Annotated in this window: 25 protein-coding genes and 1 pseudogene; 16 read left to right on the top strand and 10 right to left on the bottom strand. The window is 61.0% G+C overall.

The features are described from left to right. Nucleotides 1-112: 112 nt before the first annotated feature. The 4 genes and pseudogenes from argB to coaBC all read right to left on the bottom strand — a co-directional run bounded on the left by argB (nt 113) and on the right by coaBC (nt 4,411). Nucleotides 113-1,018: an acetylglutamate kinase gene (gene argB / locus J1G18_RS02185; protein WP_003229488.1), complete on the bottom strand. Its 906-nt coding sequence runs from the start codon at nt 1,016-1,018 to the stop codon at nt 113-115. Nucleotides 1,019-1,035: 17 nt separating this feature from the next. Continuing rightward, nucleotides 1,036-2,412: pseudogene (locus tag J1G18_RS02180) on the bottom strand (phosphomannomutase/phosphoglucomutase); the annotation flags it as partial. Nucleotides 2,413-2,741: 329 nt separating this feature from the next. Next, nucleotides 2,742-3,197, bottom strand: coding sequence for a dUTP diphosphatase (dut, locus tag J1G18_RS02175; RefSeq protein WP_003229483.1), 456 nt, complete (start codon nt 3,195-3,197; stop codon nt 2,742-2,744). Nucleotides 3,198-3,202: 5 nt separating this feature from the next. After that, nucleotides 3,203-4,411 (bottom strand): bifunctional phosphopantothenoylcysteine decarboxylase/phosphopantothenate--cysteine ligase CoaBC, encoded by a 1,209-nt coding sequence (gene coaBC, locus J1G18_RS02170; RefSeq protein WP_003229480.1) that lies wholly within the window; start codon nt 4,409-4,411, stop codon nt 3,203-3,205. A 136-nt stretch (nt 4,412-4,547) separates the two neighbouring features. On the opposite strand from coaBC, the gene radC reads away from it, so the two are divergent. Next, nucleotides 4,548-5,222: a RadC family protein gene (gene radC, locus J1G18_RS02165; protein WP_098966267.1), complete on the top strand. Its 675-nt coding sequence runs from the start codon at nt 4,548-4,550 to the stop codon at nt 5,220-5,222. 134 nt (nt 5,223-5,356) lie between these two features. Here the strand turns inward: radC and J1G18_RS02160 are convergent, their stop codons facing one another. Beyond that, nucleotides 5,357-6,943 (bottom strand): ABC transporter substrate-binding protein, encoded by a 1,587-nt coding sequence (locus tag J1G18_RS02160; protein WP_096796086.1) that lies wholly within the window; start codon nt 6,941-6,943, stop codon nt 5,357-5,359. 446 nt (nt 6,944-7,389) lie between these two features. Between J1G18_RS02160 and rpmB the strand changes: the two genes are divergently transcribed. Both rpmB and rpmG read left to right on the top strand, forming a co-directional pair. Further along, nucleotides 7,390-7,623 (top strand): 50S ribosomal protein L28, encoded by a 234-nt coding sequence (rpmB, locus tag J1G18_RS02155; protein WP_003229474.1) that lies wholly within the window; start codon nt 7,390-7,392, stop codon nt 7,621-7,623. Nucleotides 7,624-7,634: 11 nt separating this feature from the next. Continuing rightward, complete coding sequence (gene rpmG, locus J1G18_RS02150; protein ID WP_003177274.1) at nt 7,635-7,790, top strand: 50S ribosomal protein L33; 156 nt, start codon at nt 7,635-7,637, stop codon at nt 7,788-7,790. A gap of 179 nt (nt 7,791-7,969) precedes the next feature. Here rpmG and J1G18_RS02145 read toward each other — a convergent pair whose 3' ends face one another. Then, nucleotides 7,970-8,332, bottom strand: a complete 363-nt coding sequence (locus J1G18_RS02145) for a cupin domain-containing protein (RefSeq protein ID WP_097089496.1) — start codon at nt 8,330-8,332, stop codon at nt 7,970-7,972. Between the two features lie 235 nt (nt 8,333-8,567). On the opposite strand from J1G18_RS02145, the gene J1G18_RS02140 reads away from it, so the two are divergent. Both J1G18_RS02140 and J1G18_RS02135 read left to right on the top strand, forming a co-directional pair. Beyond that, the gene (locus J1G18_RS02140; RefSeq protein ID WP_007962373.1) at nt 8,568-10,061 is read left to right on the top strand and encodes an aldehyde dehydrogenase; all 1,494 of its coding nucleotides are present in this window, start codon (nt 8,568-8,570) and stop codon (nt 10,059-10,061) included. A gap of 244 nt (nt 10,062-10,305) precedes the next feature. After that, complete coding sequence (locus J1G18_RS02135; RefSeq protein ID WP_223007025.1) at nt 10,306-11,451, top strand: MFS transporter; 1,146 nt, start codon at nt 10,306-10,308, stop codon at nt 11,449-11,451. Between the two features lie 139 nt (nt 11,452-11,590). Here the strand turns inward: J1G18_RS02135 and J1G18_RS02130 are convergent, their stop codons facing one another. Continuing rightward, nucleotides 11,591-13,141 carry a phospholipase D family protein gene (locus J1G18_RS02130; RefSeq protein WP_262415490.1) on the bottom strand — a complete coding sequence of 517 codons (1,551 nt, stop codon included), beginning with the start codon at nt 13,139-13,141 and terminating at the stop codon, nt 11,591-11,593. A 312-nt stretch (nt 13,142-13,453) separates the two neighbouring features. On the opposite strand from J1G18_RS02130, the gene J1G18_RS02125 reads away from it, so the two are divergent. The 4 genes from J1G18_RS02125 to J1G18_RS02110 all read left to right on the top strand — a co-directional run bounded on the left by J1G18_RS02125 (nt 13,454) and on the right by J1G18_RS02110 (nt 17,861). Then, complete coding sequence (locus J1G18_RS02125; protein WP_098966262.1) at nt 13,454-14,104, top strand: DUF1120 domain-containing protein; 651 nt, start codon at nt 13,454-13,456, stop codon at nt 14,102-14,104. 87 nt (nt 14,105-14,191) lie between these two features. Next, nucleotides 14,192-14,905, top strand: a complete 714-nt coding sequence (locus J1G18_RS02120; RefSeq protein ID WP_223007023.1) for a fimbria/pilus chaperone family protein — start codon at nt 14,192-14,194, stop codon at nt 14,903-14,905. Then, nucleotides 14,905-17,334, top strand: a complete 2,430-nt coding sequence (locus J1G18_RS02115) for a fimbria/pilus outer membrane usher protein (protein WP_210556335.1) — start codon at nt 14,905-14,907, stop codon at nt 17,332-17,334. Before J1G18_RS02120 ends, J1G18_RS02115 begins: the two co-directional genes overlap by 1 nt. Further along, the gene (locus tag J1G18_RS02110; RefSeq protein WP_135296832.1) at nt 17,331-17,861 is read left to right on the top strand and encodes a hypothetical protein; all 531 of its coding nucleotides are present in this window, start codon (nt 17,331-17,333) and stop codon (nt 17,859-17,861) included. Before J1G18_RS02115 ends, J1G18_RS02110 begins: the two co-directional genes overlap by 4 nt. Here J1G18_RS02110 and J1G18_RS02105 read toward each other — a convergent pair whose 3' ends face one another. Next, entirely contained in the window at nt 17,862-19,280 is a 1,419-nt protein-coding gene (locus tag J1G18_RS02105; protein WP_134784981.1) for a PLP-dependent aminotransferase family protein, read from the bottom strand. Between the two features lie 179 nt (nt 19,281-19,459). Between J1G18_RS02105 and J1G18_RS02100 the strand changes: the two genes are divergently transcribed. After that, on the top strand, nt 19,460-19,705 hold the full coding sequence (locus J1G18_RS02100) for a DUF1127 domain-containing protein (RefSeq protein WP_134784980.1): 246 nt from the start codon (nt 19,460-19,462) through the stop codon (nt 19,703-19,705). Between the two features lie 133 nt (nt 19,706-19,838). On the opposite strand, the gene J1G18_RS02095 is transcribed toward J1G18_RS02100, so the two are convergent. Further along, nucleotides 19,839-21,149, bottom strand: a complete 1,311-nt coding sequence (locus J1G18_RS02095) for an NAD(P)/FAD-dependent oxidoreductase (RefSeq protein ID WP_223007022.1) — start codon at nt 21,147-21,149, stop codon at nt 19,839-19,841. Nucleotides 21,150-21,296: 147 nt separating this feature from the next. On the opposite strand from J1G18_RS02095, the gene J1G18_RS02090 reads away from it, so the two are divergent. Then, nucleotides 21,297-21,650 (top strand): YkgJ family cysteine cluster protein, encoded by a 354-nt coding sequence (locus tag J1G18_RS02090; RefSeq protein WP_223007021.1) that lies wholly within the window; start codon nt 21,297-21,299, stop codon nt 21,648-21,650. A 142-nt stretch (nt 21,651-21,792) separates the two neighbouring features. On the opposite strand, the gene J1G18_RS02085 is transcribed toward J1G18_RS02090, so the two are convergent. Beyond that, a complete protein-coding gene (locus tag J1G18_RS02085; RefSeq protein WP_003177284.1) occupies nt 21,793-22,281 on the bottom strand; it encodes an Lrp/AsnC ligand binding domain-containing protein in 489 nt (162 codons plus the stop codon). 156 nt (nt 22,282-22,437) lie between these two features. Between J1G18_RS02085 and dadA the strand changes: the two genes are divergently transcribed. The 5 genes from dadA to J1G18_RS02060 all read left to right on the top strand — a co-directional run bounded on the left by dadA (nt 22,438) and on the right by J1G18_RS02060 (nt 26,471). After that, the gene (gene dadA / locus J1G18_RS02080) at nt 22,438-23,742 is read left to right on the top strand and encodes a D-amino acid dehydrogenase (protein ID WP_007962383.1); all 1,305 of its coding nucleotides are present in this window, start codon (nt 22,438-22,440) and stop codon (nt 23,740-23,742) included. After that, entirely contained in the window at nt 23,714-24,067 is a 354-nt protein-coding gene (locus J1G18_RS02075; protein ID WP_027610426.1) for a RidA family protein, read from the top strand. Before dadA ends, J1G18_RS02075 begins: the two co-directional genes overlap by 29 nt. 94 nt (nt 24,068-24,161) lie before the next feature. Further along, nucleotides 24,162-25,235, top strand: a complete 1,074-nt coding sequence (gene alr / locus J1G18_RS02070) for an alanine racemase (protein WP_223007020.1) — start codon at nt 24,162-24,164, stop codon at nt 25,233-25,235. 88 nt (nt 25,236-25,323) lie between these two features. After that, nucleotides 25,324-25,872 (top strand): cupin domain-containing protein, encoded by a 549-nt coding sequence (locus J1G18_RS02065; RefSeq protein WP_007920393.1) that lies wholly within the window; start codon nt 25,324-25,326, stop codon nt 25,870-25,872. Between the two features lie 182 nt (nt 25,873-26,054). Beyond that, the gene (locus J1G18_RS02060; protein WP_025112727.1) at nt 26,055-26,471 is read left to right on the top strand and encodes a c-type cytochrome; all 417 of its coding nucleotides are present in this window, start codon (nt 26,055-26,057) and stop codon (nt 26,469-26,471) included. The last annotated feature ends 30 nt before the right edge of the window (nt 26,472-26,501 follow it).

The raw sequence follows: 26,501 nt of genomic DNA, 5'->3' as shown, positions 1-26,501 counted from the left end.
TGAAAGCAAAACATCAAAAGATCGCAGCCTGCGGCAGCTCCTACAGGGATTGCAGGCAAAAAAAGACCCCGCTCAGCCAGGCTGAGCGGGGTCTTTTCGTTTCCGCTACGCCTTACGGACGCTTGCGATTGCTGATCAGCGTGCCCACACCAGTGTCGGTGAAGATTTCCAGCAGGATCGCGTTCGGTACGCGACCGTCGATGATCAGCGAGCTGCCAACGCCACCCTGAACCGCTTCCAGTGCGCAACGGATCTTCGGCAGCATGCCGCCGTAGATGGTGCCGTCGGCGATCAGATCGTCGACCTGCTGGGTGCTCAGGCCGGTCAACACGGTGCCGGACTTGTCCATCAGGCCGGCGATGTTGGTCAGCAGCATCAGCTTCTCGGCTTTCAGCGCTTCGGCGACTTTACCGGCCACCAGGTCGGCGTTGATGTTGTACGACTCGCCGTTCTCACCGACGCCGATCGGCGCGATCACCGGGATGAAGTTGCCTTTGACCAGCAGGTTCAGCAACTCGGTGTTGATCCCGACCACTTCGCCCACCTGACCGATGTCGATGATTTCCGGCTGGGTCATCTCCGGGGTCTGGCGGGTGACGGTCAGTTTCTTCGCACGAATCAGCCCGGCGTCTTTACCGGTCAGGCCGATGGCGCTGCCGCCGTGACGGTTGATCAGGTTGACGATGCTTTTGTTGACCTGACCGCCGAGGACCATTTCCACCACGTCCATGGTCGCGGCGTCGGTGACACGCATGCCATCGACGAAGTGGCTTTCGATCGACAGGCGCTTGAGCAGATCACCGATCTGCGGGCCGCCGCCGTGAACCACCACCGGGTTGATGCCTACGGCTTTCATCAAGACGATGTCGCGGGCGAAGCCGGTTTTCAGCTCCTCGCTTTCCATCGCGTTGCCGCCGTATTTGATCACCAGGGTCTTGCCGACATAACGTCGGATGTAAGGCAACGCTTCGGACAGGACCTGGGCGGTGTGGGCGGCGGCTTCGCGTTCGAGGGTCATTCAGGGCTCCGGGTGAATCAGAACGGTAGTTGGAGATCAGGTGCAACGCGTTTCAGTTGGGCGTGGAACACGTCCTTGATGCGCTGCAATTCAGCCTCGTCATCGGCCTCGAAGCGCAGCACCAGCACCGGAGTGGTGTTGGAGGCGCGTACCAGGCCCCAGCCTTTGGCGTAATCGACTCGCACGCCGTCGATGGTGGTCAGGTCGGCGCCTGCGCCCCACTGTGCGTCGTGCAGTGCATCAATGATGCTGAATTTGCTCTCTTCGGTCACATGGATATTGATTTCCGGCGTAGAAATATCGTTCGGGAAGGTCGCAAACAGCTCTTCGGCGGTGGATTTTTCCTTGCTGAGGATCTCCAGCAGCCGTGCGGCGCTGTAGATACCGTCGTCGAAACCGAACCAGCGTTCCTTGAAGAAGATGTGGCCGCTCATCTCACCGGCCAATAGAGCACCGGATTGTTTCATTTTCTTTTTGATCAACGAGTGACCGGTCTTCCACATTAGCGGGCGACCGCCGTATTCCTTGATCAGCGGCACCAGACGGCGGGTGCATTTGACGTCGAAGATGATTTCCGCGTCCGGGTTGCGCGCCACCACGTCGCGGGCGAACAGCATCAGCAGGCGATCCGGGTAGACGATGCTGCCGGTATTGGTCACCACGCCGACGCGGTCGCCGTCACCGTCGAAGGCCAGGCCGAGGTCGGCGTTGGTTTCCTTGACCTTGGCGATCAGGTCGACGAGGTTTTCGGGCTTGCCCGGGTCCGGGTGATGGTTGGGGAAGTTGCCGTCGACTTCGCAGAACAGCGGAATGACTTCGCAGTTCAGCGCTTCGATCAGTTGCGGGGCAATCACGCCGGCCGCGCCGTTGCCGCAGTCGACCACGACTTTCAGGCGTCGGGCCAGTTTGACGTCCTTGACGATTTCGGTGGTGTAGCGGTCAAGGATTTCGACCTGGGTCACGCTGCCCTGACCGCTGGTCAGGTCATTGGTCTTGATGCGCTCGTGCAGCACCTGGATCTGCTCGTTGGCCAGGGTGTCGCCGGCGATCACGATCTTGAAGCCGTTGTAGTTCGACGGGTTATGGCTGCCGGTGAGCATTACCCCAGACTTGCCGGCCAATACGTTCGCCGCGTAATACAGCGCAGGCGTCGGGACCAGGCCGACGTCGCTGACGTGGCAGCCGCTCTCGGCGATACCGCGGATCAGTTCTGCAACCAGCTCCGGGCCGGACAGGCGACCGTCGCGACCGACGGAAACATTCGGTTCACCTTGGGCCAGGCTCTGTGAGCCGATGGCGCGGCCGATCCAGTAAGCGGTTTCGGCATTGAGGAATTCCGGCACGGTGCCGCGAATGTCATAGGCGCGGAAGATGCTGTCGGGAAGCTTCGGGGCGATCTTGGCGGGGGTGCTCATCTGCACAAATGCTCCATCTCGAAAGTGGCGGGACACACCGACGATTCACTCGGCGGCAGGCTCAAACTGAAGGGTATGACGGCGTTTTCCGCAGAGAGTTCGTGGTGTGAAAGGGCCATGACGCCTCGTCTGGCGTGGCCTGCGGCCGGCAAAACCTTGATTTTCGGTGCTAAAACCTGCTGCCGAAAAAGCACAAATTTTGTGGTGAGGGGATTTATCCCCGATGGCTGCGCAGCAGATCCAAAAGCCTTGGGGCCGCTTCGCAGCCCATCGGGGATAAATCCCCTCGCCACAATAATATTTCAGGGTTATTTAGTGCCGGTATGGCCGAAGCCGCCCGCGCCGCGTTCGGTTTCGACGAACTCTTCAACCATTTCGAAGTGCGCCTGCACCACGGGTACCAGCACCAGCTGCGCCAGACGTTCGCCGACGGTCATGGTGAAGTCGGATTGGCCACGGTTCCAGCAGGACACCATCAACGGGCCCTGGTAATCGGAGTCGATCAGGCCAACGAGGTTACCGAGCACGATGCCGTGCTTATGGCCCATGCCCGAGCGCGGCAGGATCAGTGCGGCGAGGTTCGGGTCGCCGATGTACACCGACAGACCGGTTGGGATCAGCACGGTTTCACCCGGCTTGATCACGATGTCCTGTTCCAGCATGGCGCGCAGGTCGAGGCCGGCGGAGCCTGGGGTGGCGTATTGCGGCAGCGGGAATTCGGTACCGATGCGTGGGTCGAGGATCTTGGCTTGCAAAGCGTGCATGTAAATTAAACCTGGTTCAGACGTTCGGCGATAAAAGTGACCAGTTGGCGAGCGATCTTGCTCTTGCTGGTCTGGGCGAAAACAGTGGCATGAAGCTCACGGTCGATCACGCTGCAGGCGTTTTCTTCGCTGTTGAATCCGATGCTCGGGTTGGCGACGTCGTTGGCGACGATCAAATCGAGATTCTTGTCTTTCAGCTTGCGTGCAGCGTAGTCGAGCAGGTGTTCGGTCTCGGCGGCGAAGCCGACACTGAACGGACGGTCGGGACGGGTCGCGATGGTGGCCAGGATGTCCGGGTTACGCACCATTTGCAGGACGAAGCCGTCGCCGCTTGTAGGGTCTTTCTTGAGTTTTTGCGGGGCAACGACTTCCGGACGGTAGTCCGCCACCGCTGCCGAGGCGATGAACACATCACACGGGATGGCCGACTCGCACGCTGCGAGCATGTCGCGGGCACTGACCACGTCGATACGCGTGACGCGATCCGGCGTCGGCAGGTGTACCGGGCCGCTGATCAGGGTCACGCGGGCGCCGGCTTCCACCGCGGCTTCGGCCAGAGCGAAGCCCATTTTCCCGGAGCTGTGGTTGGTGATGTAGCGCACCGGGTCGATGTTTTCCTGGGTCGGGCCGGCGGTGATCACCACGTGCTTGCCGGTCAGCGCCTGACGCTGGAAGCAGTCCGCCGCGCACTGCGCCAGATCGGTGGCTTCCATCATCCGGCCCATGCCGACGTCGCCGCAGGCCTGGCTGCCAGAGGCCGGGCCGAAAGTCTTCAGGCCACGGCTTTCAAGGAGTTGCAGGTTGGCCTGGGTTGCCGGATCGCGCCACATCGCCTGATTCATTGCTGGCGCGACGGCCACCACGGCGTCGGTAGCAAGAACCAAAGTGGTCAGCAAATCATTGGCGATGCCTTGGGCCAAACGGGCGATCAGGTCGGCGGTGGCCGGGGCGATCAACACCAGATCGGCCCATTTGGCCAGTTCGATGTGGCCCATCGCCGCTTCGGCGGCCGGGTCGAGCAAGTCGAGGTGAACCGGGTGCCCGGACAGGGCCTGCATGGTCAGCGGGGTGATGAACTCGGCGCCGCCATGGGTCATGACCACACGCACTTCGGCGCCCTGGTCGATCAGGCGACGAACCAGATCGGCGCTCTTGTAGGCCGCAATGCCGCCGCCGACGCCCAGAACGATGCGTTTCCGATACAGCCGCTGCATAGGTCTGCCTTTACATTTCGTGGGTGACATACGTGGCGAAACCCCCTCCCCAGGGTGAATTCGCCCGCAAAAAAGATGGGCTACGATATCACAGCGACCGCTACGGAACAGCGGTGCCCACAGACAAGGAAGGTGTATGAGTATTCGCGATTGGCCTGCGGCGGAGCGGCCGCGGGAGAAGCTGCTTGAACAGGGCTCGGGAAGTCTTTCGGACGCCGAGTTGCTGGCGATTTTTCTTCGAACCGGGGTCACGGGAAAAAGCGCGGTGGATCTGGCGCGACACCTGTTGACGCAATTCGGCAGCCTGCGCGCGTTGCTGGAGGCCGATCTTGCGGCGTTCAGCGGACAGTTGGGATTGGGGCCTGCGAAATTCGCGCAGTTGCAGGCGGTGCTGGAAATGGGGCGGCGACATCTGGCCGAGCGCATGCGTAAAAAACCGGCGCTGGAGAATCCGCAGGCAGTTCGGGACTATCTGAAATCCATGCTGCGCCACGAGCCACACGAGGTGTTTGGCTGCCTGTTTCTCGATTCCAAGCATCAGGTGTTGACGTTCGAGGCGCTGTTTCGCGGCTCGATCGACAACACCAGCGTGCATCCCCGGGAAGTGGTGAAACGCTCATTGGCCAACAACGCGGCGGCGGTGATTCTCTGCCACAACCACCCGTCGGGGAACAGCGATCCGAGCCAGGCGGATCGACAACTGACCAAGCGCTTGCAGAAGGCTCTGGACCTGATTGATGTACGGGTGCTGGATCACTTCATCATTGGCGACGGCGAGCCGCTGTCGATGGCGGAATGTGGCTGGATGTAGCTTTCAACAACAAACACCAACCCCTGTGGGAGCGGGCTTGCTCGCGAAGGCGATGTGTCAGTCAATAAGAGTTTGGCTGATCCGACGCCTTCGCGAGCAAGCCCGCTCCCACAGGTGAATTGTGTTGTGACGGGTTATTTCAGGTTGACCTTGGAATAGTCCTGCCGCCCGAACGGGCTCACCGAGTAACCCTGCACATCCTTGCGCGTCAGCGCATAGGCGGTCGGGTGCGCCAGTGGCAGCCACAGCGCCTGCTGCTGAATCTGCGCCTGTGCCTGTTCGTACAGTTTGGTGCGCACGCCTTGCTCACTGGTGGTCTTGCCGGCGCTGATCAACTTGTCCAGGTCGGCATTGCAGTAGCGGGCGAAGTTGGTGCCGGATTTGACCGCCGCGCAGGAAAACTGCGGCGTGAGGAAGTTATCCGGGTCGCCGTTGTCGCCGGCCCAGCCCATGAACAGCAGGTCATGCTCGCCAGCCTTGGCGCGGCGAATCAGCTCGCCCCACTCGATCACGCGGATTTCCGCCTGAATGCCGATTTCCGCCAGATCCGATTGCAGCAACTGCGCGCCCAGACTCGGGTTCGGGTTGAGCAGACTGCCGGACGGACGCGTCCAGATGGTGGTCTGGAAGCCGTCCTTGAGTCCGGCCTTGGCCAGCAACGCCTTGGCTTTGGCCACGTCGTGCGGATAGCCCGGCAGGTTCTTCGCGTAGCTCCAGGTGTTCGGCGGGTAAGGGCCATTGGCGGGTTCGGCGGTGTCTTCGAACACGGCTTTGACGTAGTTGGCCTTGTCGAAGGCGAGGTTGATCGCCTGGCGCACTTCTGGTTTGTCCAGTGGTGGGTGCTGGCTGTTGATGCCGACGAAAGCGGTCATGAAGGCGTCAGTCTTTTCTACTTTCAGCGTCGGCTCTTCCTGCGCAGCCTTCACGTCCAGCGGTTTTGGCGACAGGGCGATCTGGCACTCGTTGCGCCGCAGCTTTTGCAGGCGCACGTTGGCGTCCGGGGTGATGGCGAAGATCAGCGGGTCGACCGCCGGCTTGCCGCCGAAATAGTCCGGGTTGGCCTTGTAGCGCACCGAGGCGTCTTTCTGAAAGCGCGTGAACACGAACGGACCGGTGCCGATCGGCTGGCTGTTGAGCTTGTCGGTGGCGTCGGCCTTGAGCAGCTTGTCGGCGTATTCGGCGGAATAGATGGAGGCGAAGCCCATGCTCAGGGTCGCGAGGAACGTCGAGTCCGGGTGGTCGAGGGTAAAGCGCACGGTCAGCGGGTCAAGCGCGTCGATCTTCTTGATCAGCGCCGGCAACTGCATGGACTGGGCGTGCGGGAAGCCGCTTTGCGCCACTTTGTGCCATGGGTTGGCTGGATCGAGCATGCGATCGAAGCTGAATTTGACGTCTTCGGCGCTCAGGGTGCGGGTCGGCTTGAAATAGTCAGTGCTGTGAAACTTCACCTGCGGGTGCAGCTTGAACACATAAGTCAGGCCGTCGGTGCTGACTTCCCAGCTGTCGGCCAGGCTCGGCACGACTTTGCCGCTGGCGGTGTCGAAGTCCACCAGGCGATTCATCAGCACGTCGGCCGAGGCATTGGTGGTGGTCAGCGAGTTGTATTGCACCACATCGAACCCTTCAGGGCTGGCCTCGGTGCACACGCTCAGGGCGGCGGCCTGGGCCAGGGGGCTCAGCAGAAGCGGGGCGAGCAACAGGGGTAGGGCAGCGAGGCGCATGGTCGGCTTCCTTTACAGATCGAAGGCCATCTGCAGGTGCAGTCTGGAAAAGGGTTACCCTAGAGGGCTGGATTGCAAATGACTATCCCCTTTTTGCATTTTTGGGGCAGCGCAGTGACGTTTTTCCAGACCGCGGTGCACGAGGAAAAGTCGGAAACGTCTGTTAGAGCGGTTTTCTGCGACGAGTGGTCAAAACTCGCCTCAGCCTTTATCCAAAGCGTCTGCAGGCGGAAAATGCGCCTTTTTACCGCTTGATTGCACATCCATTGTTGTTGCACCCCGGTCTTTCTGGTATAAAGCAGCGCTCTTTTCTAGGGGCCCGGTTCCTTCACTGTAGGTGTAGCCGGTAAGACCTCTAAAGAAACGCGGCGCCTGGCGCCAAATGACTGAGAGATTAAGCGGCCAACCCATGCCGGGTTGGGCATGTGGTTTTAGAGGGCTGAGGCATGTCGAGAGTATGTCAAGTTACCGGTAAGGGTCCGGTAACCGGGAATAACATTTCCCACGCAAACAACAAAACCCGTCGTCGTTTCCTGCCGAACCTGCAGCATCACCGCTTCTGGGTTGAAGAAGAGAAACGTTTTGTGCGTCTGCGCGTATCTGCCAAAGGCATGCGCATCATCGACAAGCGTGGCATCAGTGTCGTGCTCGCCGAACTTCGCCGCGATGGCAAGATTTAAGGGAGCTAATCATGCGTGAATTGATTCGTTTGATCTCGAGCGCCGGTACTGGTCACTTCTACACTACCGACAAGAACAAGCGTACTACCCCGGACAAAATCGAGATCAAGAAATATGATCCGGTTGTTCGCAAGCACGTGATCTACAAGGAAGGCAAAATCAAGTAATTGATTTTTCCCGACTTACGAAAAAGGCCCGTATCTCACGATACGGGCCTTTTTTGTTGCCTGGAGTTTTGTGCTGACTGTTGCGACGCTTTCGCGAGCAGGCTCGCTCCCACAATGGAATGCGGTCGAATGTGGGAGCGAGCCTGCTCGCGAAGGGGCCGGTAATATCAGCGAAAGACTCAGGCCTTCTGTTCGAAGATCACATAGATCTTGCGGCAAGCCTCCAGCACTTCCCAGGTACCACGGAAACCGGCCGGAATCACAAAGCGGTCGCCAACACGCAAGGTCTTGGCATTGCCATCGCTGTCACGCAGCACCGAAACCCCTTGCAGGATTTCGCAGTATTCATGCTCGGTGTAGTTCACCGTCCACTGCCCGACCGCGCCTTCCCACACGCCAACACCCATTTGCCCACAAGGGCTGTCGTACTGGTTGAACACCGCTTGCTCGGGATCGCCCTTGAGCACTTTGGCCGGGTCCGGGCGATAGCGTTCGGCTTCGCTGCTGGTCAGGCTGATATCGACGACGTTCTGGATGTTCATTGTTGTTTTCTCCCGTGATGACGGCGCGGTGGCTTGAAAGGGCCAAAGTCTATGTTTATTAAAATGAACACCGCAAGGGCGTATGGCGCGCTTATGTCAAATATATTGAAACAACCCCGGCCGCTGGTTTAGGGTGGCGGGTGCCTTGGACCGAAAAGCAGGCTGGCCGGGCAGCATTCCTGAAGACGTCCGCGAAGAACGCGGCGCTCGTATTCAACAAGAGGAGGACACTCGAATGACCACCCTGACTCGTGCCGATTGGGAACAACGTGCTCGCGACCTGAAGATCGAAGGCCGCGCCTACCTCAACGGTGAATACACCGACGCCGTCTCCGGCGAAACCTTCGAGTGCATCAGCCCGGTCGATGGCCGTCTGCTGGGCAAGATTGCCAGCTGTGACGCCGCTGACGCCCAGCGCGCCGTGGAAAACGCCCGCGCCACCTTCAATTCCGGCGTGTGGTCGCGCCTGGCGCCGACCAAACGCAAAGCCACCATGATTCGTTTCGCCAGCTTGCTCAAGCAGCACGCTGAAGAACTGGCGCTGCTCGAAACCCTCGACATGGGTAAGCCGATCAGCGATTCGCTGTACATCGACGTACCGGGCGCGGCGCAAGCGCTGAGCTGGAGCGGTGAGGCGATCGACAAGATTTACGACGAAGTCGCCGCCACTCCGCATGATCAATTGGGTCTGGTGACCCGCGAGCCGGTCGGCGTGGTCGGTGCCATCGTGCCGTGGAACTTCCCGCTGATGATGGCCTGCTGGAAACTCGGCCCGGCGCTGTCGACCGGTAACTCGGTGATCCTCAAACCGTCGGAAAAATCCCCGCTGACCGCCATCCGCATCGCTGCGCTTGCGGTTGAGGCCGGCATTCCGAAAGGCGTGCTCAACGTGCTGCCGGGCTACGGCCACACCGTCGGCAAGGCGCTGGCCCTGCACAATGATGTCGACACGCTGGTGTTCACCGGTTCGACCAAGATCGCCAAGCAGTTGATGATCTACTCCGGCGAATCGAACATGAAGCGCGTGTGGCTGGAAGCCGGCGGCAAGAGCCCGAACATCGTCTTCGCCGATGCGCCGGACCTGCAAGCCGCTGCCGAATCCGCCGCCAGTGCCATTGCCTTCAACCAGGGCGAAGTCTGCACCGCCGGTTCGCGTCTGCTGGTCGAGCGTTCGATCAAGGACAAATTCCTGCCGATGGTGATCGAGGCGCTGAAAACCTGGAAGCCGGGCAACCCGCTGGATCCGGCGACCAACGTCGGTGCGCTGGTCGATACCCAGCAGATGAACACCGTGCTGTCGTACATCGAATCCGGTCACAGCGACGGCGCCAAACTGGTGGCGGGCGGCAAGCGCATCCTCCAGGAAACCGGTGGCACTTACGTCGAGCCGACGATTTTCGACGGTGTGAGCAACGCGATGAAGATCGCTCAGGAAGAGATCTTCGGCCCGGTGCTGTCGGTCATCGCCTTCGATACCGCCGAAGAAGCGATCCAGATCGCCAACGACACGCCGTACGGCCTGGCCGCTGCGGTATGGACTCAGGACATCTCCAAGGCGCACCTGACTGCCAAAGCACTGCGCGCCGGCAGCGTGTGGGTCAACCAGTACGACGGCGGCGACATGACCGCACCGTTCGGCGGCTTCAAACAGTCGGGCAACGGTCGCGACAAGTCGTTGCACGCGTTCGACAAGTACACCGAGTTGAAAGCGACGTGGATCAAGCTGTAAGCCGTTAGCGGGAGCCTGATTCGTTCAGGCTTTCGAACTTACGGAGATCCCCTGTGGGAGCAAGTCTCTGTGGTGAGGGGATTTATCCCCGATCGGCTGCGAAGCAGTCGCAAAACCAGTGCATGCGAGGGTGCAGGTTTTGAGGTCGCTGCGCGACCTGTCGGGGATGAATCCCCTCACCACAGGGTTTGCTCCCACATTTGATTTTGTGGCGCACATAAGAATATCCACAGGAGCGTGGACCATGCGTTGGGCGACGTATTTCGCCGTGTTGGCGTCTGTCTTGAGTGTCGGCCTGGCCCTGGGGGTCAGCATGCCGCTGGTGTCGTTGCGTCTGGAGAGCTGGGGTTACGGCTCTTTCGCCATCGGCGTGATGGCGGCGATGCCGGCGATTGGCGTATTGCTGGGCGCGAAGATTTCCAGTCATCTGGCGGCACGTTTCGGCACCGCGAACCTCATGCGTCTTTGCCTGTGGGCCGGGGCGTTGTCGATCGGCTTGCTCGCGCTGTTGCCGAGTTATCCGGTCTGGCTGGTGCTGCGCCTGATGATCGGGGTGATCCTGACCATCGTATTCATCCTCGGCGAGAGCTGGATCAATCAACTGGTCGTCGAACACTGGCGCGGTCGTCTCGTCGCTCTGTATGGCAGCAGCTACGCGCTGAGCCAACTGTCTGGTCCGCTGCTGCTGGGTGCGCTAGGCACTGAGCACGATTATGGTTTCTGGGTCGGTGTCGGGCTGCTGACAGTCTCGCCATTGCTGTTGATGGGCCGCAGCGGTGCGCCGAGCAGTGAAGCCAGCAGTGTGACGTTCAGCGATCTGTGGGGTTTTGCCCGGGAGCTGCCGGCGATTGCCTGGGCGGTGTCACTGTTCGCCGCGTCCGAAGCGATGATCCTCACGCTGTTGCCGGTGTATTGCCTGCAACAGGGCTTCACCGCCGAGATTGCGTTGGCGATGGTCAGCACGGTGGTGGTCGGCGACGCACTGTTGCAACTGCCGATCGGCGCGCTGGCAGATTACCTGTCGCGGCGCACGTTGTTCGCCGGTTGCGCAGTGATCCTGATGCTGTCGAGTCTGGCGATTCCGCTGTTGATCGACACGCTGCTGATCTGGCCGTTGTGGGTGTTGTTCGGCGCCAGTGCCGGTGGCCTGTTCACCTTGTCACTGATTCTGATCGGCGAGCGTTATCGCGACGATGCGCTGGTGCGGGCCAATGCGCACATTGCGCAGCTGTGGGGTGTGGGCTGTCTGATCGGGCCGTTGCTGGCGGGGGCGGGCAGTCAGTGGATCAGCGGGCATGCGTTGCCGTTGTTGATGGCGGCGGGGGCGTTTGGATTGGTGATTCTACTGATGCGTCAGGGGGCATTCGGCACAGTGGCCGAGCCTGCTTAAGTCAGCTCTTAAAGCGAAAGACTTCTTGTGGTAAGGGAGCTTGCTCCCGCTGGGCTGCGCAGCGGCCCCAAAGACTTCGTGAGCGCTGCGCACTCAGGCGGGAGCAAGCTCCCTCGCCACAAATGAGTTTTCAATTCGATTACAGCATCCGCTCAAGACCAACAGTGGTGCTGAACCACGCATTGAAGCGCCGCCACCAGCTCCCTGGTTCCTTGCTCAGCGTGTGTATTTGGCCGTTGTCCTCGGTCACCCAGACGATCTCGCCATCCTGCAGTTTCGCCTGATAGCTCAGAGCCGGCGCCATGCCTTGCAGGGCCAGTTCGCGCACATGCTCGGCCAGTTCCGGGCTGTCCACCAGAACCCCGACTTCGGTGTTCCACAGCACTGAGCGCGGATCGAAGTTGAATGAGCCGATAAACGCTTTCTGCCGATCGAAAATCATCGCCTTGCTGTGCAGGCTGGAATCCGAACCACGGAAAGACTTGCTGTAAAACAGGTGCGGGCCACTGCCATAGTTATCCCCAGGCTGACGGCGCAGCTCATACAGTTTTACCCCGTGCTCCAGCAGCGCCTTGCGATACGGCGCATAACCGCCGTGCACCGCCGGCACATCGGTGGCTTCCAGCGAGTTGGTCAGCAGGCTCACCGAGACCCCGGCGTCGGCGCGCCCGGTCAGGTACACCAGCCCCGGCTGGCCGGGCACAAAGTACGCCGAGATCATGATCAGCTCTTTGCTGACGCCGCGCAGCTCCGGCGCCAGTTGCGTGGTCAGCAGCAGTTGCGAGTCCGGTTCGTCCTTGGCCAGCACTTTGCTCGGCGCATCCCACAACGCCTGGTTCCAGGCCCAGATCAGTTCCTTGCGCCAGATGTCCATGCGTGGCGCGGTCTTGAACGTCATCAACTGTTGATACAGCGCGTGATTCTGTTTACGGGTTTCATCCAGCGACTCTTCCAGGCGCGTGCGGGTGTTTTGCAGGTCTTTGATGCTCGGTTTGCTGGAGAGGAATTCATTGATCGGCTTGCTCAGCGCGCTGTTCCAGTACTGGTCGAAACTGTGCCCGAGTTGCTCGGCCACCGGGCCGACGCTGAGCATGTCGATGTCGGTGAAATTCAGATTCGGCTCGGCATCGAAATACTCGTCGCCCAGATTGCGCCCGCCAACGATGGCCACGCTGTTGTCCGCCAGGAACAGTTTGTTGTGCATACGCCGGTGTTGCAGCGACAGGTTGAACAGGCGTCCGGCGGCGCGGGTCACGCCGGTGCTGCGGCCCAGGTGCAGCGGATTGAACAGGCGGATCTGGATCTGTGGATGCGCCGCCAGCGTGGCGATGATCGTGTCGAGGCCGTCGCTGGTGGTGTCGTCGAGCAGGATGCGTACGCGCACGCCGCGGTCGGCGGCCTTGAGCAGTTCTTCCACCAGCATCCGCGTGCTGACGCCGTCATGGACGATGTAGTACTGCAAGTCGAGGCTGGTTTGCGCATTGCGAATCAGCTCGGCGCGGGCGGTGAAGGCTTCTGTGCTGTTGGACAGCAAGCGGAAGCCGGAACGGCCCTGCCAGGGCGCTGCCTGGGTCTGAATCGAGCGACCGAATGCGGAGCCCGCGGCCGGCAACGCCTGGCTGGGTTCGCGCGGCGCATCGAGGGTGGCGCAACCACTGGCCAACGAGCACAACGCACAGACAGCGAGCAATTTTTTTCCGGGTCGCACGTTGCTTTCTCGGCTGGAGGCAGGGGGTGACGGAGTATGGCACGCAGAGGATTTCCAAGACCGTTTCCGGCGGATCCTCGCCACACTGTGTAAACAATTAGTCGTTCAAAAGTAGGAATGAGTTCGCCTGTGGTTTTGGACTATTTGTTTTGTTGTTTTTTCAGCTCTTGGTCGGCGCCGATTCCTACATACGGATCCTGCAAAAAACGAAATCATCGCCCCGGTGTTCAGCGTCTTGTGAAGGCAATGCGCTGAACAACTGCCATTGATCAATAACCGATGAAGTAGGGACTGATGAAAAAAACAACATGGATGGCAGCCGTCGCGGCTGCAGTATTACCCACCCTGGTGGTCGCCGAGAGCGTGGATCTGAGCGTGATCGGAACCATTATTCCGACCTCGTGCATCCCTGCATTTGCCGGTGGCGGCACGGTAGATTTGCGCAAGATATCCGCAGCCACCCTGAACAAGACCACGCAGACGCTGCTGCCGACCCACGACATTTCGCTGCACATCAACTGTGATGCAGAGGCATCGGTCGAGGTGTCGGTCAGAGACAATCGTACAGCCACCAAATTGCCGGGCATCAACGATGGTGCCGGTAATAACGATCCGGCTTTGTTCTACGGCCTGGGTGAAATCAACGGCATCCGTATCGGCGGATTTGCGCTGCGTCACGGTCGTCCGGAAGCCGACGGTGCCCCGCAGACTCTGATGACACGCACTCTGGCAGCACCGGCGTGGCAACTGCCTGCTTCGCCGCTGGTGGGCAATGCCCCGGCGCTCTACTCATGGGGTTCCGGCGTGGCAGCTGGCCCGGTCGCGGCCCGTCACCACGGGTTTCCGATGAGCCTGTTGCCGATCATCGGCCCGAGCAACGCGCTGCCGATCACCAGCGAGATCCCGCTCGATGGCTCGGTGACCTTCGAGATGTTCTACCTCTGATCGTCAGAACCCGGCCATTACCGGGTTCTTTCAGGTTCATTCAGCGCGCCCTTTGCCGGGTGCGCTGCCCCCTGCGGAGCAATACCGATGCCGATTTCAATGTGCCGCCCAGGCTTGCGGGCGTTGCCACTGTGCCTGCTCGTCTTGATTTTGATGCCCGGGGTTCACGCTGCCGGAATGGTGCCGCAAACCCCTGTGCTGGTGGTGGATGAGGGTGTCGGTGAAGCGACGATGAATGTGCGAAACACCGAAACGCGTCCGGCCCTGCTGCACACCACGGTCGAAAATATCGAGCCGCATGATCAACTGCTGTTGCTGTTCAGTCCGCCGATTGCCCGTGTCGAGCCTGGTGCGGTGCAGCAGGTACGGTTCATGTTGCAGAGCGCCGAACCATTGCAGACCGAGCGTCTGAAACGGGTGATTTTTGAGGGGATCAATCCTGTGGCAGGTGTCGACGGTGCCCGGGTCAATCTGGGTGTTCGGCAAAACCTGCCGGTGATCCTGCGCCCCGCCGGTCTGCCAGTGGAGCGCGAGCCATGGAAACGCCTGAGCTGGTCAGCCACGGCTGAAGGTTTGCTGGTCAGTAATCCCAGTCCTTACGTGGTGCGACTGGCTAAAGCGATTGTTCCGCTGCCGGGCACGCAGGCGGTGGATCTGCCGCGTACCTGGATCCTGCCAGGGGAGCGCCTGTCTGTCGGGTTGCCGTTGAACGTGACAGTGCGAACCATGGCAGTGCGGATCTTTCCGGCGACCACATATGGCTTTGCGGTCGATCACTTTGATGCCCCGGTTACGCACTGATGCGCACGTGTGCCCGTCAGGGACTGGCACTGCTGATGGCGAATGCGATCGGCATGACGATGGCCAGTGAAGGGGTGGAATTCGATGCGCAGGTGCTTCGCGAGCGCGGGCTCGACCCCGCATTGGCTGAGTACTTTCGCCAAGCACCGCGTTTCTCCCAAGGCACATGGCTGGTCGCGCTTGAGGTCAATGGACAGCCACGGGGGCGGGTGTTCGTGACATTCAATGAACAGGGCGAGCCGTGCCTGCAACCGGCCTTGCTCAAGGCTGCTGGTGTGCGCGCGCAAGCGGCTTTGCCCCCCGTTCAACCGCAGCAGTGCCTGACGCTGGGCGAAGGTCTGCCAGCGGCCACCGTTGCATTGCATCCCGGCAAGGAACAGATCGACCTGCTGCTGCCGACGGACCTGTTGGCATTGCCGGAATTTCAGCCACGCAGTTTCGCCAATGGCGGAGTGGGCGGCGTGTTCAACTACGATGTTTTGGTCATGGGCAGCCAGCACGAGGGGCAACGTAGCGATTTTCGCAGGCTGGGTTCGGAGTTCGGCCTGAATGCCGGCAACTGGGTCTTGCGCAGTCGCCAGTCCTATACGCAGTTGCCCGACAGCACGCGTTTCGAGCATCTGTATGCCTATGGCACGCGCACTCTGGAAGCTTACGAAGCCAACGTGCAGATCGGCCAGTTGAACTTGCAGTCGCCATTGTTCGCCGGCGAATCGTTCAACGGAGTGCAGATTCTGCCGGAAGGTGCGTTCGCGCAAATGCGCGCAGCACAGGAGGGTGCACGTGGCGAGGTCGAGGGCATTGCCTGGTCGCCATCGCGAATCGAAGTCCGGCAGAACGGCGTGCTGATCTACACCACACTGGTTCCCGGCGGCCCCTTCACCTTGCGCGCGCTGCCGTTGTTGAGCAACCAGCTCGACCTCGAAGTCAGCGTGCACGAGCAGGAAGGGCAAGTGCGGCGTTTTCGCGTCCCGGCAGCCAGCCTGCAGGATCCACAATTCGATCGCGCCGACGGCTTCAATCTGGCGCTTGGCACGGTGCGACGCCAGGGTTCGGATGATCGTCAGGCGCCGTCATTTGCCACCCTTGGCCGAGAGTGGAGTCTGTCACGAGCGTTGCGCGTGAGCGGCGGGTTCCTCGGTGGGGCGGATTATCTGTCGGCAGGCTGGGGGCTGCAGCGTCAATGGCCGGGCAATCTGAGCACCGGTGTGCGCCAGGTGTTGTCCAGCGATCGAGACACAGGCATTGCAGGTCATGAGGTGCAAATGACCGTCAGTGCCGTGTTGTCGCCGAATCTGTCCACCAGTGTGGTTGCGGTGCACCGTGGCAAGGGCTTTCGCAGCCTGTCGGACACCGGCTGGAGCCAGCAGCAGGGACGGGCCGACGCCTCCGGGCGCGATCACTGGACATTTTCGCTCAACGGTACTGTCGAGCGCTGGGGGGCATTCGGCATGACCTGGTCGCGCTACACCAGCGTGGACGAGCCACCCAACATGCGCCTGGGATTGTCCTGGTCGCAGACACTGCCCGCGCGCATCAGCCTGTCGTTGAGTCTGGAGCGAGGGATCGGCGATGCCGACGCGAGGCAGCGGGGCACCTCGGTCTATCTGACGGCCGGGATACCATTGGGCGATCAGCGCAGGGCTCGCAGTTACCTGCGCAGCGATCCGCGATCAGGGGTGCGCAGTGGCGTGTCGATGAGTGAAGTGCTCAGTGAAACCCTGGCCTATAGCGCCAGTGCCGAACAGCGTGAAGCTGCGGCGCCATCGCTGGGTTTGCGGGTCAACGCACTGGCGCATTACACCAGTCTGGATCTGGGCCTGAACCAGCGAGCCGGGGCAAGCGAATTCGACCTGGGGCTGCGCGGCGGCATGGCGTTGCATCGCGACGGTGTGACGCTGTCGCCGTATCCGCTGCGCGAGACCTTTGCCGTGCTCAAGGCTGGCGACCGTGCGGGTCTGAAGCTGTACACGCCGCAAGGCCCGGTGTGGACGGATGGATTGGGCCGGGCGGTGGTGGCGAGTTTGCCGGCCTATTCCACAGCCCGGCTGGAAGTCGATCCGTTGAGTTTGCCGCGCAACGTCGAGGTGCTCGACGGTTATCAGGAGGTCGAGGCCGGGCGTGGCTCGGTTCAGCATATGGATTTTTCCATCACCCGCGTGCGGCGTGTGCTGTTGAAGGCCAGGACGCTTGACCGGCAATGGTTGCCCAGTGGCCTCGCCGTACAGAACGGGCAAGGCGAATACGTGACCACGGTGCTTGAGGCCGGGGCGATCTTTCTGCCGGACATCAAACCCGGTCAGTCGCTGCGGGTGCAACTGTCGGATAGCGCGCACTGCGACCTGCAATTCAATCTGGCTGAAGCGCCGGACGAGCAAGCATTGATCGAGCCCGTCGACGCGCTCTGTCAGCCTTTGAACCTTACATGACCGAGTTATTGCGCATGCATCGATGGATTGTCCTGATCACGCTGGCATCGTTGGCATCGACCTCGGTCATGGCCAGCGAGGCCTGCCAGATGACACTCTCACCGAGCGCTGTGGACTATGGCGTTTCGACGCGGGCGGAGCTGCTCGCCCGGCCATCGGGCAATGAAGGCAGTTTTGGTGTGCGCACGGTTCATCTACGGATTCAATGTCCGGCTGCGCGCGCCATCAGGTGGAACTTTGCTGCTCCGAGCAGCGATGCGCTGCATTACCGCTGGGCACCGGGACGGTTGCAGATACGCATTGTGGCGGCGCGTCTGGATGGCGCGCCGGTGCAATGGCAGCGCGATGATGGCGAGGCGGGCCTGTTGCAGCCTGGCGATCGCATCACCGCATGGCGCGCAGGCAGTATCGCCGCCGGGCGCCATCTGGAGGTGGAGCTGGAAATCGAAGCGCGCGTCAGTGATGCCTCAAGTCGTGTCGCCGACCTTCAGCGATTTGAGGGATTCGGTACGTTTCAGCTGGAATGATCAGGCTTCGGCCAGCAGTTTGATCGCCGCTGCGCCGACCTTGCGCACCGCCTCTTCGATCTGCGGTGTCGGTTTGGCCGCGTAATTCATCCGCAGACAATTGCGGTATTTGCCCGAGGCGGAAAAGATGCTGCCGACGGCAATCTGTACGCCCTGATCGTGCAGCGCGCGATTGAGTTTCAGCGTATCGAAACCCTCCGGCAATTCGACCCACAACATGAAGCTGCCCTGTGGACGACTGGCGCGGGTCCCGACCGGGAAGTAGCGGGTAACCCAGTCGATCATCGCGTCACGATTGCGTTGGTATTGGCTGCGCATCCGCCGCAAGTGCGGTTCGAAATGGCCACCCTTGAGAAATTCGGCGATGGCGATCTGCGGCTGCGGTGCGGTCGAACCGGTGCTGATGTATTTCATGTGCAGCACCCGTTCCAGATAACGACCCGGCGCGACCCAGCCGATGCGCAGGCCTGGGGCCAAGGTCTTGGAAAACGAGCTGCACAGCAGCACTCGACCATCTTCGTCGAAGGACTTGATCGTGCGCGGACGCGGGTAGGTGTAGGCCAGCTCGCCATACACATCGTCCTCGATGATCGCCACGTCGAAACGCTGTGCCAAGTTGAGCAGGGCGCGCTTGCGCGACTCCGGCATGATGTAGCCGAGCGGGTTGTTGCAGTTGGGGGTGATCTGGATGACCTTGATCGGCCATTGCTCCAGCGCCAGTTCCAGCGCTTCGAGGCTAATGCCGGTCAGCGGATCGGTGGGGATTTCCAGGGCTTTCATGCCCAGGCCCTTGAGCGTTTGCATGGCGCCGTGGAAGCTCGGCGAATCCACCGCGACGATGTCGCCCGGTTCGCAGATGGCGTGGATGCTGGTGGACAGTGCTTCGTGGCAACCGGTGGTGATCACCAGGTCGCTGGCGCTCAACTGGCAGCCGGAATCGAGCATCAACCGGGCGATCTGTTCGCGCAGTTCAAGGGTGCCGTGGATGTTGTCGTAATACAGACCGGGCATGTCCTGGCGTCGGCTGATCCGCGCCAGTCCGCGCAACAGCGGTTTCATCGTTGGCGTGGTCACGTCGGGCATGCCCCGACCCAGTTGCACCACGTCCTTGCGTGGCACCGCACGAATCAGCTCCAGCACCTGATCCCACTGCGAAATCTCCACCGGTCGCTGCGCCGGACGCCCGACTGCGGGCAGCTCCGGCAGCTCGCGGCCCACCGGCACGAAGTAGCCGGACTTGGGTTTCGGCGTTGCCAGACCGCTGTCTTCGAGCATGCGATAGGCCTGTTGCACCGTGCTCAGGCTGACCCCGTGTTCTACGCTCAAGGCGCGCACCGAAGGCAGGCGATCGCCAGGACGGTAGAAGCCTTGTTCGATGCGGGTGCCGAGCAGTTCGGCGAGGTTCACATACAGGGTCATGGCACTGCCTCGATGCAGGTTATTCGTTAAACCAGTACAGATGCAGCAAAAATCGGTAATTCAGTCTCAGGAATGGCAAATCTGTATGGAGTTAATACAGATGTGTTGAATCTGTAATGCTTTTGCCGACCCGCGCATCATGGAATCTCTGGCTACCCAAGTAAACAGGAGCAACAAAAATGAACGGCTTGAGCGATGTGCGGCTGACGTTACGCAGTCAGGAACTGGCGGCAGGGCAGGAGGACAGTGCATGGAATAGCGCCATGCGTAACGCGCCATCCGGCCTGAGTCGCTGGGGCCTGTTCTGGCATCGTCTGCACACGCGCAAGGCGCTTATGAATCTGACGCCGGAGCAGCTCAAGGACGTCGGGTTGACCCGGGAGCAGGCAAATGAAGAGGGGTTGAAGCCGTTCTGGCGGATCTGAACGTTTTAGCGCCTGTTTCGGCCCCTTCGCGAGCAAGCCCGCTCCCACATTCGACCGTGTTCTCAAGGTGGAGCGCGGTCACCTGTGGGAGCGGGCTTGCTCGCGAAGGTGTATTCAGGGCCTCAAAAAAACATCAGACCAACTCTTTAATCCGATGCCACAACATCCCCAACGCCAGCAACGGCGAGCGCAAATGCTTGCCGCCGGGGAAGGTGATGTGCGGCACCTTGGCAAACAGATCAAAGCCACCGCTGTGCTGCCCGCTGATCGCCTCGGCGAGCAGCTTGCCCGCCAGGTGCGTGGCATTCACTCCGTGCCCGGAATAGGCCTGGGCGTAATACACGTTCGGTTGATCATTGAGCCTGCCGATCTGTGGCAGACGGTTGGCGCCGATGCCGATCATGCCGCCCCATTGATAGTCGATTTTCACGCCCGCCAGTTGCGGAAACACTTCGAGCATCTTCGGCTGCATGTAGGCGCCGATGTCCTTCGGGTCGCGCCCGGAATAGTGGCAGGCACCGCCGAACAGCAGGCGCCGATCCGCCGAGAGCCGGTAGTAATCCAGCGCCACCCGCTGGTCACAGACCGCCATGTTTTGCGGCAGCAGGCTGTGCGCCAGTTCTTCGGACAGCGGTTCGGTCGCAATGATGTAACTGCCGGCGGGCAGTACTTTGCCGCTGAGTTGCGGATTGAGATCGTTGAGGTAAGCGTTGCAGCCCAGCACCAGGGTTTTCGCCCGCACTGAACCTTGAGCGGTGTGGACGCGAACTGCGGGGCCGTAATCGATACGCGTCACCGCCGATTGCTCGAACAGCTGCACGCCCAATTGCTGTGCGGCAGCGGCTTCGCCCAGCGTCAGGTTCAGTGGGTGCAGATGCCCGGAACCCATGTCGATCAAGCCACCGACATAGCGTTTGGAGCCGACCACGGTGTGCATTTCATCCGCTTGCAGCAGGCGGGTTTCGTAGCGATAGCCGAGGCTGCGCAGCTCTTCGGCATCTTCGGCAAAGCCTTCGAGATCGGCCGGTTTGTTGGCGAGGTCGCAGTAGCCCCAAGTCAGATCGCACGGGATCTGGAAACGCTCGACGCGCTGGCGGACGATTTCCACCGCTTCCAGGCCCATCAGTTTCATCTGGCGAACGCCGTCAGCGCCGATGACGTTGCTGAACTGGTCGAGGCCGTGGCCGACCCCGCGAATTAACTGCCCGCCGTTGCGGCCGCTGGCGCCCCAGCCGATCCGGTGCGCTTCCAGCAACACCACACTGAGGCCGCGTTCGGCCAGTTCCAGCGCGGTGTTCAACCCGGAAAAGCCGCCGCCGACCACGCACACGTCTGCGCTCATCTCGCCTTGCAGAACCGGATAGTCGGGCTGTGGCAGGCTGCTGGCGGCGTAGTAAGAGGCAACGTGGGGTTGGCTCGCGAAGGTTCGGGCGCGGGCATTCATGGGCATCATCCAACGGCTGGGTGTCGAGAAAATTTGACGGAGCATAAGCCGCACGGCCGAAGACGGGCAACACTGGTCGGCCGTTGCTGTGTGGATCTCGGCTTTTGCGGCACAATTGCCGCCTATTTCATGTGGATTACCGTTTCGATGAGTTGCAACCGCCAGACCATTCGCGACCTGCGTCAGCAGATCCCCACGTTCGAGTGCGTGCCAGGCTGCCATGACTGCTGCGGGCCGGTGACCACCTCGCCGGAAGAAATGTCACGCCTGCCGCGCAAGACCCGCGCCGAGCAGGATGCGGCGATGGAAGAACTGAACTGTGTACACCTGGGGCCGAATGGCTGCACGGTGTATGGCGAGCGACCGCTGATTTGCCGGTTGTTCGGTACCACCAAAACCCTGCCATGCCCGAACGGGCGGGGGCCGGTGGAGTTGATTTATCCACGGGTTGAAAAGCAGATCTTCGAATACATGGCGGCGAATCGGCAGGTGCTGGTTTAGCGCAATTGCTGGAACCGAGTCGACCCAATCGCTGGCAAGCCAGCTCCCACAGTGATCGTTGTCGTTCACAGAATATCTGTTGACCACTGAACCTTTGGGAGCTGGCTTGCCAGCGATGGGGCCGGATCAGGCAGCACAAATCTCAGTCCGGAATCGGCAGGCTCAGGCTCTCCTTCACCTCTTCCATCACGATATAGCTTTTGGACTCACGCACATGCGGCAGCTTCAACAGAATGTCGCCCAACAGCTTGCGGTACGAAGCCATCTCGGAGATCCGCGCCTTCACCAGATAGTCGAAATCCCCTGACACCAAATGGCATTCCAGCACGTGCGGCAGTTTCAGCACCGCGCGGCGGAACTCTTCGAAGGTGTCGCCGGATTTGTAATCGAGGCTGATCTCGACGAACACCAGCAGGCTACCCTTCAAGTGCTGCGGGTTCAGGCGGGCGTTGTAGCCCATGATGATCCCCTCGCGCTCCAGTCGCCGCACTCGCTCCGTGCACGGTGTGGTGGACAGACCAACCTTCTCCCCGAGTTCGGTAAACGATATGCGCCCGTCCGCCTGCAGGATCCGCAAAATGTTGCGGTCGATCTTGTCCAGCTCACGTTTGGTCTGAGTGTTGGTACGCATAGGGGATGCGCCTCCGTGAAAAGGGTTTTTGCCGAGAATTGTCGCCAAATATAGGCGCTTATATAGTGAAATGCACTGGCCATTCTTTTTTACACTGCGCGCATCATTGCTCTAACAACAGACGTACGCGGCCCCGCCGCGATGAGGGATACAAAAATGCGCGTAATGGTCTTGGGTAGCGGCGTCATCGGTACCGCCAGTGCTTACTATCTGGCCCGTGCCGGGTTTGAAGTGGTGGTGGTCGACCGGCAGCCAGCCGTGGCCATGGAGACCAGTTTCGCCAACGCCGGCCAGGTGTCGCCGGGTTATGCCTCGCCATGGGCTGCGCCGGGTGTACCGCTCAAGGCCATCAAGTGGTTGCTGCAGCGCCACGCGCCGTTGGCGATCAAGGCCACTGCCGACATCGACCAGTACCTGTGGATGGCGCAAATGCTGCGCAACTGCACCGCTAGCCGTTACGCAGTGAACAAGGAGCGCATGGTGCGTCTGTCCGAGTACAGTCGCGACTGCCTCGATGAACTGCGCGCCGAAACCGGCATCGCTTACGAAGGCCGCAGCCTCGGTACCACGCAACTGTTCCGCACTCAGGCACAGCTCGATGGCGCCGCTAAAGACATCGCCGTGCTGAAAGAATCCGGCGTACCGTTTGAAGTCCTCGACCGCGCCGGCATTGCCCGTGTCGAGCCGGCCCTGGCCAATGTCACCGACATCCTCGCCGGCGCCCTGCGTCTGCCGAACGACCAGACCGGCGACTGCCAGATGTTCACTACGCGCCTGGCGGAAATGGCCGTGAAACTTGGTGTGGAATTCCGCTTCGGCCAGGACATCCAGCGCCTCGACTACGCCGGTGACCGCATCAACGGTGTATGGATCGACGGCAAGCTGGAAACCGCCGACCGCTACGTGCTGGCCCTCGGCAGCTACTCACCGCAACTGCTCAAGCCGCTGGGCATCAAGGCTCCGGTGTATCCGCTCAAGGGTTACTCGCTGACCGTGCCGATCACCAACCCGGCCATGGCCCCGACCTCGACCATTCTCGACGAGACCTACAAGGTCGCGATCACCCGTTTCGATAACCGCATCCGCGTCGGCGGCATGGCGGAAATCGCCGGTTTTGACCTGTCGCTGAACCCGCGTCGGCGCGAAACTCTGGAGATGATCGTCAACGACCTTTATCCTCAGGGCGGCAATCTGGCCGAGGCGAGCTTCTGGACCGGTCTGCGTCCGACCACCCCGGACGGCACGCCGATCGTGGGCGCCACGCCGTTCAAGAACCTGTTCCTCAACACCGGTCACGGCACCCTGGGTTGGACCATGGCGTGCGGTTCCGGTCGTTTGCTGGCCGATCTGATGGCGAAGAAAAAGCCGCAGATCAGCGCCGAAGGCCTCGATATTTCCCGTTACGGCAACAAGCCTCAGGAGTCCGCAAAACATGGCAATCCAGCGCCAGCTCACCAATGAGCGCATGAGTCAGATCGTCACCCACAACGGCACCGTGTATCTGGCCGGGCAGGTCGGCGACGACTTCGACGCCGGAGTCGAACAGCAGACCCGCGAGGTGCTCGCCAACATCGAGCGTCTGCTGGATCTGGCCGGGACTGACAAGCAGCATCTGCTGTCGGCAACGATCTACCTGAATGACATCGAGGCGCACTTTGCCGGGATGAATTCGGTGTGGGATCAGTGGCTGCCCAAAGGCGCCGCGCCGGCCCGGGCCACCGTCGAAGCGAAGATGGCCAAGCCGAGCATCCTGGTCGAGATCTCCATCGTCGCCGCGTTGCCGTAACCGATTTAAAGATCCCTCTCCCGGCGCTGTTGGCGGTTCACGTCGTCAGTCGGCGCCGGTTTTTATTTCCATGACCGCCTAGAAGTCTGCCGCCATGCGTCCTGCCCGTGCCCTGATTGACCTAGAAGCCCTGCGTCACAACTACCGAATTGCCCGCGAAGTCACCGGCGTCAAGGCGCTGGCGGTGATCAAGGCTGATGCCTATGGTCATGGTGCGGTGCGTTGCGCCCAGGCGCTGGAAACCGAGGCCGACGGGTTTGCCGTCGCCTGCATTGAAGAAGCGCTGGAGCTGCGCGCGGCCGGCATCAAGGCTCCGGTGCTGTTGCTCGAAGGCATCTTCGAAGCCGATGAACTGGCACTGATCGTCGAGCATGATTTCTGGACCGTGGTGCATTCACTGTGGCAACTCGAAGCCATCGAGCAGACGGCATTGAGCAAACCGATCACCGTGTGGCTCAAGCTCGATTCCGGCATGCACCGCGTCGGCCTGCATCCGAAGGACTACGCGGCGGCCTACCAGCGCCTGCTGGCCAGCGGCAAAGTGGCGAAAATCGTGCTGATGAGCCACTTCGCCCGCGCCGATGAACTGCATGAGCAGAGCAGCGCCGATCAGGTCGCGGTGTTCGAAGCGGCGCGTCAGGGTCTGGCTGCCGAAGTCAGCCTGCGCAACTCGCCGGCCGTGCTCGGTTGGCCGCAGATCCACAGCGACTGGGTGCGCCCGGGCATCATGCTCTACGGCGCGACCCCGTTCGAAGAAGCCAACGCCGTGGCCGAGCGTCTGCAACCGGTGATGACCCTCGAATCGAAAGTCATCTGCGTGCGCGAACTGCCCGCCGGCGAGCCGATCGGCTATGGCGCCAAATTCATCACCGACAAGCCGATGCGCATCGGCGTGGTAGCCATGGGCTATGCCGATGGCTACCCGCGTCATGCCCCGACCGGCACGCCGGTGCTGGTGGCCGGCAAACGCAGCCGCCTGCTTGGCCGCGTATCGATGGACATGCTCTGCATCGACCTCACCGATGTGCCGGAAGCGGACCTCGGTTCGACCGTCGAGCTGTGGGGCAAAAACATCCTCGCCAGCGAAGTGGCGCAGTGGGCGGACACCATTCCGTACCAGATCTTCTGCAACTTGCGTCGCGTGCCAAGGCTCTATTTCGAGGGTTGACGCTGCTGCGGGGGCCAAGTGTTGTAAATACTGAACGCTGTCGCCATGATAACGCTCAATATTCTTACAACATCAGGAGGCTCCCGCCTTGGACGTCGGTGAACGACTGCAATCGATCCGCAAGCTCAAAGGGCTTTCCCAGCGTGAACTCGCCAAACGCGCGGGCGTCACCAACAGCACCATTTCGATGATCGAAAAGAACAGCGTCAGCCCTTCGATCAGTTCGCTGAGGAAGGTTCTGGGCGGGATTCCCATGTCCATGGTCGAGTTCTTTTCCGAAGAAATCCTGCAGGAAGTCCCGACCCAGATCGTCTACAAGGCCAACGAGCTGATCGACATCTCCGACGGCGCGGTGACCATGAAACTGGTCGGCCGCGCGCACCCGAGCCGGGCCATCGCGTTTCTCAACGAGATCTACCCGCCGGGCGCTGATACCGGCGAAGAAATGCTCACCCATGAAGGCGAAGAAACCGGGATTCTGGTGGAAGGGCGTCTGGAACTGGTGGTGGGTCTGGAAACTTTTATTCTCGAAGCCGGCGACAGCTACTATTTTGAAAGTACCAAGCCGCACCGTTTCCGTAATCCGTTCGACGCGCCCGCGCGACTAATCAGCGCAGCCACGCCGGCGAATTTTTAAAGACAGAGGTGCCAGGCCATGACGGTGAAGGCATCCGATGAGTTTTTCCACAGCGCGGTATAACCCCTTCGACTATGGGGTTGTTTCAGTGTGGCGGGCTACCCGCTATACTTGCGCCCGCCTGCGAACCGTGGCCGCAGGCGTGAATAGCCACCATTGAGGGTGAACGCGTGAACCTAATTATGAAAATGCTGGCCGCACCAGCAACCGTACTGGCCCTCTGGGCTGTCAGCGCTCAAGCTGCGACGAATGACGACATTGCCAAGCGCCTCGAGCCGGTCGGCCAGGTGTGCGTTCAGGGGCAGGAATGCAAAGGGATGGAAGTCGCTGCCTCCGCTGGCGGCGGTGGTGGGGCGAAGACGCCGGATGAAGTGATTGCAAAACATTGCAACGCTTGTCACGGCACGGGCCTGCTGGGCGCCCCGAAAATCGGTGACGCAGCGGCCTGGAAAGACCGTGCTGATCACCAGGGCGGCCTCGACGGCCTGCTGGCCAAAGCCATCACTGGCCTGAATTCGATGCCACCCAAAGGTACCTGCGCCGACTGCTCGGATGACGAGTTGAAAGGCGCGATCCAGAAGATGTCCGGCCTGAAATAAGCCGCGCTTCTGACGAAAAAAACCGTCTTC

It is taken from the genome of Pseudomonas sp. MIS38, from assembly GCF_019891575.1.
GTDB lineage: Bacteria > Pseudomonadota > Gammaproteobacteria > Pseudomonadales > Pseudomonadaceae > Aquipseudomonas > Aquipseudomonas putida_A.
This window is presented reverse-complemented; position numbering and strand designations above follow the sequence as displayed.